Source organism: Anaerotruncus sp. G3(2012), assembly GCF_000403395.2.
Classification (GTDB): domain Bacteria; phylum Bacillota; class Clostridia; order Oscillospirales; family Ruminococcaceae; genus Anaerotruncus.
Window position 1 is genome coordinate 65,412 of sequence record NZ_KE159668.1, and the last position, 14,747, is coordinate 80,158.

Genomic DNA, 14,747 nt, shown 5'->3' on the forward strand with positions numbered 1-14,747 from the left:
CAGGATGATCTACAAGCAGTTTCAGGACCTCCAACTGTCTGCGCTCGGGATGGGCGCCATGCGGCTCCCGGTGATTGGCGGCGATGATGCGAAGATCGACCAGCTGGCGGTGGACCGGATGGTTGATGTCGCGATGGAACGGGGGATTAACTACTATGATACCGCCTGGGGGTACCACAGCGGCAGCTCGGAGATCGCGATTGGACGGTCATTGGGACGGTATCCGCGTGAGCGCTGGTATCTTGCAACCAAGTTCCCGGGCTATGACCTTTCTAATATGGATCAGGTGAAGACGGTCTTCGAAAGGCAGCTCGAAAAATGCGGGGTCGACTACTTCGATTTTTACCTTTTTCACAATGTCTGCGAGATGAACATTGAAGCCTATCTGGACCCGAAATATGGGATATTCGACTATCTGACCGAACAGAAGCGCAGCGGCCGTATCCGGCACCTCGGCTTCTCCGCCCACGGCAGCCGCGAGGTAATCGAGCGGTTCCTCAAGGCGTACGGAAAAGGGATGGAGTTCTGTCAGTTGCAGATGAATTATCTCGACTGGTCGTTTCAGGATGTCAAGAACAAGGCCGCGCTTTTGGCAGAGTATCAGCTCCCCATTTGGGTGATGGAGCCGCTTCGCGGCGGGAAGCTGGCGTCGCTTGCGGAAGAGGATGCTGCAAAGCTCAAGGCCCTGCGTCCGGATGAAACCACCCCTGCGTGGGCGTTCCGGTTCCTTCAGTCGATCCCCGGTGTGACGGTGACCCTTTCCGGTATGTCCAACATGCAGCAGCTCGAGGAGAATCTGAGCACCTTTGAAGCCGAGCATCCGCTGAACCAGCAGGAGATGGAAACCCTGCTGGGGATTGCCGACAGTATGGTGCAAAAGACATCGGTTCCCTGCACCGCCTGCCGTTACTGCACCAGCCACTGCCCGCAGTCGCTCGACATTCCTATGCTGCTCGAGCTTTATAATGAACATTGCTTTACCGGCGGCGGATTTATCGCCCCAATGGCGTTGATGGCTGTACCGGAGGAAAAACACCCCGCTGCCTGCATCGGCTGCCGCAGCTGCGAGGCAGTCTGTCCGCAGCAGATCAGGATTTCTGAAGCACTGGCGGATTTTGCGCAGAAGCTTCGATAGTTACCCGCCTGAAAAAGGGGAGCACCGCTTATAAACGAAAAACCGCCTGTGCAATTTTGAGGTTGCACAGGCGGTTCTAATATATGCGAGTTTCTTACATCAGCCGCATCCACAGCCGCCACGCTTATTTCGTTTGGCATAAGGGGCGGGCTGCTGCGCAAACGGGAATTTACAGCTGCCCATGGGGTGTGGCTGCGCGCATCCGCATCCGCACCCATTCGGGGAGGAGGGCTGCTCCGGCATTTTTGCACATGGAGCGGGTTCCGATGGAGCACCGCAGCCACAGGGTGGAACAACAACGACCTCTTCCGCTGTCTGCGGACAGGCGGCTGCTCCGATCGGCATTGCCTCAGGCGGGTTGCAGTGGGTGTCAAAACTCGGGTTAAACGCATAGAAGTTTTTGGAGTTCAGGCCGTCCTGTGTAATCCGCAGCGCATCTCCAAAACGCTGGAAGTGGACGATCTCGCGCTCCCGCAGGAATATGATGGGATCGCGCACATCCGGGTCGTCGATCAGCCGCAGGATATTGTCATAGGACAGCCGGGCTTTCTGTTCCGCAGCGAGATCCTCGTAAAGATCGGCAAGCGCGTCACCAGTGACCTGAAGCGTCGCCGTCGAGAACGGTACCCCGGATGCTGCCTGCGGATAAACCCCGGTGGTATGATCGACAAAATAGGTATCGAACCCACTCTTCTTAATATCGCAGATTGAGAGATTGCGGGTGAGCTGATAGAGGATTGCTGAAATCATCTCGATATGGGCGAGTTCTTCCGTACCAATATCAGTTAAGATCCCTTTCACCTTGGAAGATGGCATACTGTAACGCTGCTGCAGATAGCGGGTTGCGGCTCCGAGCTCACCGTCTGGGCCACCGAGCTGGGAAATGATTACTTTTGCCAGTGCGGGGTTGGGATTTTTGATTTTTACAGGGTATTCGAGTTTTTTTTCATACAGCCACATGTATTACGCCTCCATTTCCCAGGGCCACGGGCTGTCTACCCAGGTCCATCTGTCAGGGTCATTGTTCGAGCGGATATTCAGCGGGCCGAACTGCGCCTGATATGCGGCCGCGGCTTCGTCGCGCATCTGGCGATGCTTCTGGTAGTATGCGAGTCCCTTTTGACAGAAAGGATGGCTGTCGAGATAAAGGCCCACCTCAGTCAACGCAAAATCGCACATACGGATCTGGTTTAGCAGACGATGACGTTCACACACAGGAACACGCCCCCTCCAAAAAAGGTTTATCCAGCCCGGGGAATATTGTGCCGCGGCGGATTGCCTCGGGCAGTTCATAGACGTCCTCCCATTCCTGCCATGGGGAGTAGAGCATGGCGAGGGCGGGCATGTTGTCGGGGCATTGCTGCTGGACAACAATCACATCGGCGCCTGGCTTCAGATTACATTCCATATACCTGCTTCTCCTTTTCCAAATTTTAGGTTGGGACCGAAGTCCCCTTATCACATTCTATGGAGGCGGTTGGGTTTGGTGCAATGGGCGCCCCGCCTCATAAAAAGCGGTAAAACGGAAAAGCTCAAAAAAATTTGGCAGATATGCGGGTAAAACCAGGGGAGTCCGGCGGACAAAAAACAGGAAATCCGGTGCGGGAGAAACCGTCAGGTCACGAAAAATTCAAAATTTATGGCGGAACAAAACTTGTCATTATGGGGAGGATATAGTATAATCGAAGTATTTTAAAAGGGCCATTTCGATTCTTTGGCTTTCTGTGGTGCCTTTGCCGCAGAAGGCTGCCCACAGCGTTCCTGCTTGGGATTTTAGGACCTGTATGCCTGGTATGCTGGAGGGCTATCATAGTAAAAATCTGTTTTGTGACCAGAGACGGCAGAAACTGCTGGTCAACGCCGTGAGACAGGTTTTTAAAAGAAATTCCCAGAGAAACGGTGGGCGGTGCTATGCAGGCCGGACCTGAACTTTCGATTGTGATGATTAACTATAACGCAAAGGAGTTGACCGCACAGGCGGTTGACTCTATTTTTGCTGTATCACCGCAGCTATCGTTTGAGATTGTGCTGGTTGAAAATGGAGATCGTCCAGAGGAGCAGTTTCCAGGCCGGCCTGGCGTAACCGTTTTGCGGAACGTTGAGAACCACGGGTTTGGTCATGCCTGCAATACCGGTGCGGCAGCAGCCAAGGGGAACTGCCTGCTTTTCCTGAACAACGACACGATTATGCATCCGGGGACGCTCGAAGCCTGTACAGCCTATCTGAAAGAAAATCCCCGGACGGGTGGACTGGGGGCGCGCACCCTGCTGGCGGACGGGACGCTCGACCATGCCTGCAAGCGGGGATTCCCCACCCCGATGGCTTCCCTGTACTATTTTACTGGGATGGACAGGCGCCACCCGAAGAGCCGCAGGTATGGGGCCTATCGCCAGACCTTCCTGCCGGAGGATGCGGTTGCGCCGGTGGATTCGGTGGCGGGATCGTTTCTGATGATGCCGCGGCGGGTGTTTGAGCAGGCAGGTGGGTTCGATGAGACATTTTTTATGTATGGGGAGGACATCGACCTCTGTTACCGGGTGAAACAGGCGGGCTATGAGATCGTCTATTATGGTGCGGCAAGCCTGACCCATCTCAAAGGGCAGAGCGGCCTGCATACCAAGTCAAGGCGGGTGATCCGCCAGTTTTATGATGCGATGGCATTGTTCTATAATAAGCATTATCGTGGTCTGTATCCACGTCCGGTCTCGTGGGCGGTCTTGTCTGCAATCTGGGCAAAGCGGACGCTGTCCCTCATCCGCGCGCGGAACTGATCTCAAAAAGAATTGATCGAAGATGGAGGAATGGAATTGTTACCTTATATCTTGCTGGCCGTACTTGCCGGAGGGTTTGGGCTGGTCTGCGAACGCAGGCAGTCCCGCAGACTGGATTTTGCATTCCTGCTGCTGCTGACCGCAGTCATGGTCGGGATGGCGCTTCTGCGCGCGCCGCAGGTGGGGATTGACTACGAATTTACCTACAAGAACTATTTCAACCAGACCGACGGCCAGGGGCTTGCATGGCTGACATCCCCCGCAAATGCCTACAAATCGGAACCCGGCTATGGGGTGCTCAACCTGCTGGTCGGCATCTTCACCGACAGCCCGCTGGTTTTTGCGGGAATTGCGTCCTCGCTGATTATCCTACTGCGGATGGCCTGGACCTGGAAACATTCGTCAATCGTCTGGTTGAGCGTGTTTGTCTATATCACCTTCGACTTTTTCGGATATGCGCTCTGCACCCTGCGGCAGGAGCTTGCGATTTCGATTGCACTGTTTGGCATTCCGTTCCTGCAAAAGCGCAAAATCGTCCCCTATATGCTGATCGCGGTGGCTGCTGGGCTGTTCCACACCAGCCTTTGGATCATGGTACCCATCTATTTCCTTGCAACCCTGCCGGTGAACAAGATCACCCTGCCGCTCTATCTGGGGGGGACGGTCTGCGTCCTGCTGTTTGCGGAGCCGCTTGTGGAACTGTTCATCCGGTTTGTCCCCAAATATGCCGGATATATGCCCGGCAGCTACTTCATGCAGGGCCGCGACTTCAACACCGCGCTGATCCCGGTGATCGTCGGGGCGCTGGCGGTTGTTCTCAAGGGGAAACTGCTCGAGCGGAACCCTGGGAACATTGTCTTGATTAACTTTTCGGTCTATGCGGGGCTGCTGTTTGTGATTACGGTGAAACACTTTGTGTTCCAGCGGGTCGCGTTGATCTTTTTGCCGGCGGCGATGCTGCTGATTCCCGAGATGGTCAAATGCATGATCCGGCCCGAGTGGGAAAAGGAAGCAGCGGATACATCGGGGCAGAAGTACGAAAAACGGGGCGGCAGCTATGTCCGCAAACGGGACAATCTCAAAACTGCGCAGGAGATGTACCGGCTCACGATGGGGATGCTGATGGCGGCGAGCGTGCTTTATTTCTTTTTCCTGCTCAACACCAACCGGCTCGACCTCGTGCCCTACCTGACGATTTTCAGCTAGGAGGCAGGACATGATTAAAGAGAACCAACGCCTGCTCAACTGGCTCTTGAAGCTCGCGGATGTGTCGATCGCCATACTGGTGATGCCGGTCGCCTACTATATCCGGTTTGACCTGCTTTTTGGCAGGCCGGGGATCGGGCCGGGCTACTATATGCAGCTGCTGGTGGTGATCCTGCCGCTCTACCTGCTGCTCTACTACCAGTTCAACCTCTACGACCCGTTCCGCTACAAGTCGCTGCTGAGCGAGGTGCGGCGGGTCGTGCAGGCAAATGCGGTGGGGCTTGTCCTCATCTTTGTGCTCAACTTTTTTCTGCGCGAGGTAGATGTCTCCCGCCTGACCATCGTGATCTTTTCAGCGCTGAATACCACCCTGACTTCCCTGATCCGGGTGAGCCTGCGCAAGACGCTGCGTGTGCTCCGGGAAAAGGGGTATAACATCAAGCATCTGCTGCTGGTGGGATGGAACGAATCGACAGGGGATTTTTTCGACCGGATCACATCCAACAAACAGTTTGGATACCAGATCGAGGGCTACCTGAGCGACAAGGTGCGCCAGGTGGGGAACCGCAGCATTCTATATAAGGGGACGATCTCGCATCTTGCCGGCCTGCTCGACCAGGAGGAGATCGACGAGGTCATCATTTCGCTTGACTACGATGAATTCCCGCTGCTGGCTGAGATCATAGAGGTCTGCGAAAACGAAGGGGTCAAATCCAACCTTCTGCCGTTTTATACAAAATATCTTCCGTCCAAACCCTACATAGACGATATTGACGGGCTTCCGCTGATTAACATCCGGCATATCCCGCTGGACAATTTCCTGTACAGCTTTCTCAAGCGCGCGTTTGATATTGTTGCCTCTGCGCTGGGGCTGGTGGTGCTTTCGCCGCTGCTGCTGGTGACAGCGGTCGGCGTCCGGCTGACCTCCCCCGGCCCGGTGATTTATAAGCAGCTGCGGGTGGGCAGGAATAAGAAGGAATTTATGATGTACAAGTTCCGGTCGATGCGGGTGGACGGCAACGCGGACATGACTACCTGGGGCGGACGCGCCGACAGCCGCCGGACCGCGTTCGGGACCTTCATCCGCAAATGCAGCATTGACGAGCTGCCGCAGCTTTTCAATGTGCTCAAAGGGGATATGAGCCTGGTTGGGCCGCGGCCCGAGCGGGAATATTTTGTACAGAAGTTCCGCGAGGAAGTTCCTCTTTATATGCTCAAGCATCTGGTACGGCCGGGGATCACCGGCTGGGCACAGGTGAACGGATGGCGGGGGGACACCTCGATCGTTGAGCGGATCAAGTGCGACATCTACTATATTGAGAACTGGTCGTTCCTGCTCGACCTGAAAATCCTGATTATGACCGTATTCAAAGGCATCATCAATCCGGAAGAGGAACTATAATGTATAGAGGGAAAGCCTGATTGCGCGGTTTCCCAATATGTGTTATAATCAAAAGTACTTTATAATATGGGATAAGCGATGAACGGAAGTGTCGAGAAAGGATGGGTAAAGATGGACGAAGTGAGGCTGCTCGAAGCAATCGGCAAGATGATGGACGAGAAGCTGGAAAAAATGTTTGATGAGAGGCTTGAGGAAAAGCTGGAAAAAGTTCTGGATAAGAAGCTTGATGAAAAGCTGGACGAAAAACTCGGAAAAACTCTGGATGAAAAGCTCGGAAAAACTCTGGATGAAAAGCTCGGAAAAACTCTGGATGAAAAGCTCGGAAAAACTCTGGATGAAAAGCTGGACCAAAAGTTTGACGAAAAGCTGGCGCCGGTTCATGAACGGCTGGGGCGGCTGGAAAACGATGTCTCCGGGCTGAAAAAGGACATGGCGGAGGTCAAAGCGGACATCAAGGACCTGAAATACAGGGTGATTGTCCTGGAGGACAAGGTTGACGTAATGAGAAAAGACATCGACGGGATGAAAGCCGACATCGACGAGCTGAAATATCAGGGTGAAGTTACCCGGTCGGGCGTGAACACGCTGTTGAGCTGGGCGGAAAATGTGGAATCGGTGGTAAAGGTGCCGTTGATGGGCGCGGCCCGCTGATTTGTGGGAGGATTTATGAAAAAAAACAATGTAATCGAGATGCCGCTGAAAAAATCGGTACTCTGGCGGGACATTGTGCTGATGTCCTTATACCCGCTTTTGAGTGCATGGGTGGTACAGAAACTGGGTGGGATGACCACCGACACAACTCTGCAAAATTTTATTATGATGGCGGCCAACTGGGTCTGGTATTTTGTAACCTGGCTGATGGTGACCAAAATCGAACGGAGAAGCATGGCCCCATACAAAATTAAGGAATGGGCGCTGCTCTGGCAGCTGCTTCTGGGAATTGGGCTAGGGCTTCTCATTTTTTTCATTACCTTTCTTTTACCTGCCCTAACGCAGGGTAGAGTGATTATGGTGAACCCATATCCACCGAGATCGACACGCGGCCTGATGCTGTTCACCTTATTTAATCAGTTCCTGTTTGTCGGCCCCACAGAGGAATTTGTCTACCGCGGCTATCTGCTTGACCGGTGCCGTGAAGCGACAGGCTCCAAGTGGGGAGCGGTTCTGATTATGACCTGTTTGTTTGTCCTTCCGCATATTGTGACCAGCGGGCTTGGGGTTTATCTGCTTTCTCCGCTGGTTCTCTCTCTGCTGACCGCGGTTGTGCGGGTAAAGCTGAAACTGGGTTCCATCTTTGCGCTTGGCGTCGCACATGCCCTTGCGAACAGCCTGCTTACCCTCTGTTCTATCTATCTGATGATGGCATAAATGCGGACATTTCGAAGATTAACAGGGTGCCTATGCAAAGAATAGCAGCATATTTTGGTATGGATGCACAAAAAATAGAATAAAATTAGGCGAAAAATAGATTTGACAAATGCAAATCTTGCCGCTATAATAAGCATATGGATACGGTTCTGGAATGTTTTGGAGAGAGCAGGAAAGGAACGGTCCTACGATTGAAACTGATTTTAAAACTAGGAGGTAGTTTACCATGAAAAGATTAGTATCTTTGACCATGGCTGCTGCTTGCGCAATGTCTCTGGCTGTTCCGGCTTTCGCTGCAAGCGATGCGCTGGATAGTGGCTATTCTGAGATCAAAACTGCAACCATTGTTAAGCAGGCTGCAACAGAGGGCGCAGACGGTAAAATTGTCCTTGCAACCACGAAGACTAATGCAACTGTTACCATCGATGGTGTTAAGCTGAGCGTTCCGGGCGGCAATGGTGTTACTGTTGTTTCGCAGGCTCGCAAGCTGGCACAGAAGATTGAAGCTGTCAACGGCTGGGATGCAGAAATTCGTTACGGCGGCACCGAGGCTTGGTGGAAAGGTGCTTCGACCATCAACCACATCTATGAGGCAGATGATCTTCGGGATGGTGAGATTGAGGTTAACGCACTGAAATCCCCGACTGCTGATGGTACTGTTCTGGGTGCGATTGAAGATCTGACCCTGGACGATATCTTCCTCGGCTACAACAGCGACAAGAAAGATGTCAGAGCGTTCTATGAGAGCGGCGTAGGCAACGATTCCTATGGTGTTCTCCCGAACAAGACCATCTACTTTGTCATCCGTGACCAGTTCTACAAACCCTCTGACATCGAGTTCGACCTGTCCAAGGTTGAGGGCTCCAAGTATGTCAAGAGCATCACTGATACCCAGGAGAGCTTCAGCTCGACTGTTCTGACTGCTGTTGACAACCAGGAGATCACTCTGCCGAAGGGCCGTTATCGTGTCCTGAAAGTCAAACTCAAAGAGAACATGACCGATGATGAGTACAAGCTGCTCTTCGATCTGCGTGTGAAAGTCAAAGAGGAAGGCTTCATGGATTGGAAGAAGGGCGACACCAAGAAGTTCGAGGATATCGGCGAGACTTGGGTCAGCAACGATGAGTGGGTTGGCGATTCCGACTGGGCAGCAGGCACCGGCGGCGTCATGATCAAACCGCAGAAGAACGAAGACAACGAGATCATCTGGTATGATGAGAACCGCGACATCGCGAAAGTTGAGTTCTATGCTGATTCCGACACTGACAAGTTCTTTGTCAAGCTGTCCACCAAGTGGAACAACGAGTGGTACTCTGACATGTTCCGCAACACCGATGCGTTCATCTTCAACTTTGTTGGCGCTCCGAAGATCTCTGCAACCTCTCGTTCGACTCTGACCATCTACAACCCGTTTGTAAATGACGACGACGAGCTCGAGGTCGATCTCGACGAGCTGAAGGTCTACAAAGTCCTTGACACCGCTGCTCTGGCTGCAACCACCGAAGAGGCGATTGCTGAGGCCATTGCTGACGGCCGCATCGAGGATGTCACCAACCTCTTCACCGCTGGTGAGAACGAGGATGGCGATCAGGTTCTGACCACCAGAACTCGTGACCTGGGCACCTACATCGTTACCACTGCAACCCCTGCAGACCTGGTTGATGATGTTGTGGTCGACAGCACCAACAATGGTAAAGTCAACCCCGGCACTGGCCGCTAATTGATCGTTAGCACTCTGCCGCAAGGCTGAATCAGACCTAATTAAGTTTTCCCGGGGGTCGGGAGACCCCCACAAAATTTTAATCACGGCCCTAGAACACAGCGGATGTCTCTCCAGTATCCGCTGTGTTTCTTTTTTTATTGGGGATGGGACGAGGCAAGGGGGCTTTTTCACTTGCAAAAAGCCCCCTCTTGCCGCATCGCGGCAATTCACCCGAAAAAAGCGCTTCACAGGATAAAGCATTTCGCTCATTGCGATGAGCGACCAAAGGCCCTGCCTTTGGAAACCGCAATTTTTTGAAAAAAATTGAGTAAAACTTTAGTTTTGGGAAAAAGTGGCGCCCAGCCCGGAAGGGAGGGGCCTACGGGGAGGGGTCACCGACCCCTCGCCCGTAAGGCAAACTGAGGGGGCGTCGCGCGAAGCGCGCTTCGGGCTGAAAGCCCGAGAAGACCCCCGAAGAAGGGCGCTTGCGTCCCGGAAGTTTGGGCTGGAACCCAAACTTCCGTTGCCTCACTGCCTTTGGAAACCGCGATTTTTTGGAAAAAATTGAGTAAAACTTTAATTTTGGAAAAAAGCGGCACCCAGCCCGGAAGGGAGGGGCCTACGGGGAGGGGCCACCGACCCCTCGCCCGTAAGGCAAACTGAGGGGGCGTCGCGCGAAGCGCGCTTCGGGCTGAAAGCCCGAGAAGACCCCCGAAGAAGGGCGCTTGCGCCCCGGAAGTTTGGGCTGGAACCCAAACTTCCGTTGCCTCACTGCCTTTGGAAACCGCGATTTTTTGAAAAAAATTGAGTAAAACTTTTTGGATTGAGATAGTTGACAATGCGGCCGCTCCGGATATAATAGATATGGACTTCATACCGAACCAGAAAAGGGGGGATTGGCTATGATCCTGACGGTACATATCGACAACCGCGTAATTTCACTCGGCTGTTATGAAAAAGCAGAACTGCTTGTATCCAGCTCGATCGCAGTCAATCCGCTCGGTACAGCCGACCAATATGCCGCGGAGATACAGCAGGTGCTCCGCTTCCGCGGAATCGACACAGACGCCATTGATGGCGCTGTGATCTCTTCTGTGGTACCGGCGCTGACCAGTCGGCTGAAACAGGCTGCGGACCATCTGATCAATGGCGGAAAAACGCTGACCGTCGGTGCGGGCATCAAAACCGGGCTTGACATCCGATGGGATAGCGCGGCGTCGGTGGGGTCGGATTTCATCTGCAATGCGGTGGCTGCCCTGCGGGAGTTTACGCCTCCGCTTGTTGTGGTCCACTTTGCAGGTGCCACCACCTTTACTGCAATCGACACGCATGGCGCTCTGGTTGGAAAATCCATCCTGCCGGGCGTTGAGGAATCAATGGCGCATCTTTGCCAAAGTGCGGCACAGCTTCCAGAGGTGTCGTTCGCGGCGAAAGCGCCTCTTTTCGGGCGCAGCACTGCGGATGCGATCCGTTCCGGCGTGCTCTATGGAACGACCAGCGCTGTAGAAGGGATGGTATCCCGGTATACGGAGATGTTGGGCGGGTCTGTCACGACAGTTGCAACCGGTGGAGAGGTTGCGCGGGCGGTGGTTTCGCTCTGCGGGGGCGGAATTCTCTTTCGGCCGAACCTGCTTCATGATGGGCTTTACCTCCTTTATGAGAAAAACCGGCAGGAGTCCAAAAAATAAATGCGTTGCATCCCGACCGTTTTGCGGGAGTGACAGCAGGAGGAATTTTTTTGGAAAAGACAAAAAACATCCGTTATCTCGTCCAGGTGTCCCTGATGGCGGCGATTGTGTGCGTCGTCGCGTTCGTTCCATTTCTTGGCTTCATCCCATTGGGGGTGATTAAGGCCACCACCGTTCATATCCCGGTGATTATCGGTGCAATTCTGCTCGGCCCGAAGGCTGGGGCGGTGCTTGGAGCGGTATTTGGGCTGACCAGCGTCATCAAAAATACGATCGAACCGGCGGTGGTTTCGTTCGTATTTACCCCGCTGATTCCCGCGCCCGGTGAAACTGCGGGCAGTCTCAAGGCGCTGTTGATTGCGTTTATCCCGCGTATCCTCACCGGTGTAGTGGCCGCGCTGGTCTACCGGGCGATCGCGCGGTTTAATAAAACCAAGACGGTTGCATGTGTCGCGGCGGGTCTCGCTGGTTCGATGACCAATACTGCGTTGGTGATGGGCAGCATCTATTTCCTGTTTGGGCAGCAGTACGCCGCCGCTCGGGAAGTCGCTTTTGAAAAGTTGGCTGGTGTGCTGATGGCGGTTGTTTTTACAAATGGTCTGGCGGAAGCCGCGGTTGCTGGTGTGCTTTGTGCACTGATTGCGCGGCCGTTGGTATCTGTATTTGAAAAACAGAGGCAGAAATAATAGAGAGGCAGACGCATTTCGCGTCTGCCTTTGCTTCGGCCTAAAAGCCGCTTTTTGCGCGGATTAGACCTATGCCCGTCGACCTCCGCGTTAAGAGCCGCCTTTGTCGGTTGTGATTTTTTAAAATATTTGGAATCAGTCAAAGGAGGCGGGGACGAGGGCGACAGTACATGTGAGGGAGGAAGAGCGATGAGAGAGGGAAGGTTGTTTCAGCTTTTGTATCTGCTGATCGAGCGGGGCGGAATGACTGCGGTTGCACTTGCGGAGAAACTCGAAGTTTCGGTGCGGACGGTCTACCGGGATGTGGACGCCCTTTCAGCAGCGGGAATCCCGATCTACGCCGAACGGGGAAAAGGCGGTGGTGTGCGCCTGACCGAAGGGTTTGTGCTCGACCGGTCTTTGCTTTCGGCCGATGAACAGGATATGATTCTTGCGGCTTTGCGCGGGATGCAGGCGGCGGATGCGGTAAAATGTGGACAGATGCTGGAACGGTTGGGCGGGCTGTTCCGCCGGGAAGCGGTCGACTGGGTAGATGTCGACTTTTCCGCGTGGGGCAGCGACGCAGTTGAGCGGGAGCGGTTCGAGATGCTGAAGCAGGCGATTCTGCGGCGCGAGACGGTCTCATTCGGGTACTACAGCGCGGACGGAAACCGAAGTGACCGCGAGATCGAACCGGTTCGGCTGCGGTTCAAGGGCGGGAACTGGTATCTACAGGGATTTTGCCTGCTTAGAAACGAATGGAGGCTGTTCCGGCTTTCGCGGATCGAGAATCTATGTCTGACTGGGCGTCTGTTCCCCCTGCGCGGGAATCCGCCGTCCGAGTTGGAACCCGCCTCCTGTCCACAGGCAGACCTGGTCCTGCGGTTCACCGAGCGGGTGGGATTTCGCATTTACCATACCTTTCGCAGGGAAGAGGTCACCCATGAGCCAGAAGGCGGCTTTACGATACGCACAAGCTACCCGGACGATCGTTGGATTTTGGGATTTCTGCTCTCATTCGGACCGGATGTGCGGGTGATCTCTCCGCCTTCACTTGGGCAGGCATTGGCGGAACAGGCGAAAAAAATCTGTGAACTTTATGAATACCGCTGAAACCTGACACAGGGTGTCATGTATTGGATGATAAAATAGGGTCAAAAACAGGAAAGAAGGCACTCTGAATGAATTATGAGGTTGTAAGGCTCCCGAAGATTACTGTAGCAGGCCCCTGTGCACGCACCACCAATCAAAAATCGGAGAAAATAGGAGAACTCTGGCAAGCGTTGTTTACCATCCAGCCGGATCGTGGGGAAACCTACGGGGTATACACCAACTATCAGGGTGGGATTGACGGAGAATATGACGCAGTCGCGGCGCGGAAATACTATCCAGGGGACCCGCTTCCGGATGGATTCCAGGTGGTGGAAATCCCTGCGGGCAGTTACGCAAAATTCTCATTCCGGGGCGACCCTGCGCGCGATGTCGGCGGCTTCTGGAAACAGATCTGGGCGGAGCCGATCCCCCGCAGGTTTGCGTGCGATTTCGAGCGGTATGTTGGGGACGGTCCGGACGGGATGGAAATTGAGATTTATGTTGGAATCCCAGATTTCTGCCAGAGCTGCGGGATGCCGATGCAGAAAGAGGAGGATTATGGTACCGAGACAGACGGAAGCCGCAGTGAGGACTATTGCGTCTACTGCTACAAGGACGGGAAATTTCTCGCAGACTGCACGATGGAGCAGATGGTCGACTTCTGCCTGAAGATCGGGGAGGATGCAGGGCGATATCCGGATCGGGAGCAAGCGAAGCAGCAGATGCTGACATACTTCCCGACCCTCAAACGGTGGAAAACAGAAAAATGATCGAATACATCCCCGCTAAAACGATCGTCACCCGCACTAAGGCATCGGGAAGCTGGTTTGGAATCGACTACAATATGAACATCTACCGAGGCTGTTGCCATGGGTGCATCTATTGTGACAGCCGGAGTGGCTGCTATCAAATCGAGGAGTTCGACCGGGTGCGCGCCAAGCAGGATGCACTGCGCATCATCCGGGACGATCTGCGGCGCAAGGTGCGGCAGGGGGTGGTTGGGACCGGTGCAATGAGTGACCCGTACAATCCGTTTGAAGAGGAGCTGGAGCTGACCCGCCATGCACTCGAACTGCTGGAAGCGTACGGATTCGGGGCAGCGATCGCGACCAAGAGCAGCCTGATCGAACGGGACATAGATATCCTGAAGGGGATTGCGTCGCAGGCGCCGGTACTCTGCAAAGTCACGGTCACCACCTGTGACGATTCCCTCGCCGCGAAAGTGGAACCGGGTGCACCGCCCTCTTCCCGCCGGTTTGATACGGTTGCCCGGCTCCGTCAGGCTGGACTGTTTGCGGGCATCCTGCTGATGCCGGTTCTGCCCTTTCTCGAAGATACCGAAGAAAATGTGCTGGGGATTGTGCGGGAAGCAAAGCGGGCGGGCGCACGTTTTATCTATCCGGCGTTCGGGATGACTATGCGGGACGGACAGCGGGAGTGGTATTATCGGGAGTTGGAGACCCGATTCCCCGGACAGGGGCTTGCCCAGACCTATGCCAGGCGGTACGGGAGGCGTTACGAGTGTGCCAGTCCGCGCGCTGCCAAGCTGTGGGAGCGGTTCTCAGCAGCCTGTGACCGGGAGGGAATCCTCTATCGGATGCAGGAGATTACCCGCGGGTATCGGACGGGATATGAGGACGCCCAGCTTCGGTTCCCTTGAAAAAGGGCAATAAAAAGGATTGGGGCATAAGCTCCAATCCTTTTTTGTGTGGGATGA

At 54.2% G+C, this 14,747-nt stretch carries 14 protein-coding genes and 1 pseudogene; 12 read left to right on the forward strand and 3 right to left on the reverse strand.

Features of this window, described 5'->3' with window-relative positions; all coding sequences use genetic code 11:
- Positions 1 to 4: 4 nt before the first annotated feature.
- The gene (locus C814_RS12175) at positions 5 to 1,135 is read left to right on the forward strand and encodes an aldo/keto reductase (RefSeq protein WP_016315606.1); all 1,131 of its coding nucleotides are present in this window, start codon (positions 5 to 7) and stop codon (positions 1,133 to 1,135) included.
- 369 nt (positions 1,136 to 1,504) lie between these two features.
- Here C814_RS12175 and C814_RS0104530 read toward each other — a convergent pair.
- The 3 genes and pseudogenes from C814_RS0104530 to C814_RS12185 all read right to left on the reverse strand — a co-directional run.
- A pseudogene (locus C814_RS0104530) lies at positions 1,505 to 2,095 on the reverse strand (manganese catalase family protein); the annotation flags it as partial.
- A gap of 3 nt (positions 2,096 to 2,098) precedes the next feature.
- On the reverse strand, positions 2,099 to 2,350 hold the full coding sequence (locus C814_RS12180; protein ID WP_016315608.1) for a spore coat protein CotJB: 252 nt from the start codon (positions 2,348 to 2,350) through the stop codon (positions 2,099 to 2,101).
- A complete protein-coding gene (locus C814_RS12185) occupies positions 2,343 to 2,543 on the reverse strand; it encodes a spore coat associated protein CotJA (protein WP_016315609.1) in 201 nt (66 codons plus the stop codon). Before C814_RS12185 ends, C814_RS12180 begins: the two co-directional genes overlap by 8 nt.
- A gap of 503 nt (positions 2,544 to 3,046) precedes the next feature.
- Here C814_RS12185 and C814_RS12190 point away from each other — a divergent pair.
- From C814_RS12190 to C814_RS12235, 11 genes are all read left to right on the forward strand, one after another.
- Entirely contained in the window at positions 3,047 to 3,907 is an 861-nt protein-coding gene (locus C814_RS12190; protein WP_016315611.1) for a glycosyltransferase family 2 protein, read from the forward strand.
- Positions 3,908 to 3,937: 30 nt separating this feature from the next.
- Positions 3,938 to 5,113: an EpsG family protein gene (locus tag C814_RS12195; RefSeq protein WP_081644968.1), complete on the forward strand. Its 1,176-nt coding sequence runs from the start codon at positions 3,938 to 3,940 to the stop codon at positions 5,111 to 5,113.
- A 10-nt stretch (positions 5,114 to 5,123) separates the two neighbouring features.
- The gene (locus C814_RS12200; RefSeq protein ID WP_016315613.1) at positions 5,124 to 6,515 is read left to right on the forward strand and encodes an undecaprenyl-phosphate glucose phosphotransferase; all 1,392 of its coding nucleotides are present in this window, start codon (positions 5,124 to 5,126) and stop codon (positions 6,513 to 6,515) included.
- A gap of 111 nt (positions 6,516 to 6,626) precedes the next feature.
- On the forward strand, positions 6,627 to 7,166 hold the full coding sequence (locus tag C814_RS12205) for a coiled-coil domain-containing protein (RefSeq protein WP_022788366.1): 540 nt from the start codon (positions 6,627 to 6,629) through the stop codon (positions 7,164 to 7,166).
- Positions 7,167 to 7,181: 15 nt separating this feature from the next.
- The gene (locus tag C814_RS12210; protein WP_016315615.1) at positions 7,182 to 7,883 is read left to right on the forward strand and encodes a CPBP family intramembrane glutamic endopeptidase; all 702 of its coding nucleotides are present in this window, start codon (positions 7,182 to 7,184) and stop codon (positions 7,881 to 7,883) included.
- 226 nt (positions 7,884 to 8,109) lie between these two features.
- Positions 8,110 to 9,603 (forward strand): hypothetical protein, encoded by a 1,494-nt coding sequence (locus C814_RS12215; protein ID WP_016315616.1) that lies wholly within the window; start codon positions 8,110 to 8,112, stop codon positions 9,601 to 9,603.
- Positions 9,604 to 10,487: 884 nt separating this feature from the next.
- Positions 10,488 to 11,273 (forward strand): type III pantothenate kinase, encoded by a 786-nt coding sequence (locus C814_RS12220; RefSeq protein WP_016315617.1) that lies wholly within the window; start codon positions 10,488 to 10,490, stop codon positions 11,271 to 11,273.
- Between the two features lie 50 nt (positions 11,274 to 11,323).
- Positions 11,324 to 11,959 (forward strand): ECF transporter S component, encoded by a 636-nt coding sequence (locus C814_RS12225; protein ID WP_016315618.1) that lies wholly within the window; start codon positions 11,324 to 11,326, stop codon positions 11,957 to 11,959.
- A gap of 189 nt (positions 11,960 to 12,148) precedes the next feature.
- A complete protein-coding gene (locus C814_RS12230) occupies positions 12,149 to 13,051 on the forward strand; it encodes a helix-turn-helix transcriptional regulator (RefSeq protein WP_016315619.1) in 903 nt (300 codons plus the stop codon).
- A gap of 68 nt (positions 13,052 to 13,119) precedes the next feature.
- Positions 13,120 to 13,800 (forward strand): zinc ribbon domain-containing protein, encoded by a 681-nt coding sequence (locus C814_RS22935; RefSeq protein WP_016315620.1) that lies wholly within the window; start codon positions 13,120 to 13,122, stop codon positions 13,798 to 13,800.
- The gene (locus tag C814_RS12235; RefSeq protein WP_031219618.1) at positions 13,800 to 14,690 is read left to right on the forward strand and encodes an SPL family radical SAM protein; all 891 of its coding nucleotides are present in this window, start codon (positions 13,800 to 13,802) and stop codon (positions 14,688 to 14,690) included. The genes C814_RS22935 and C814_RS12235 overlap by 1 nt, the downstream gene beginning before the upstream one ends.
- Positions 14,691 to 14,747 lie beyond the last annotated feature (57 nt).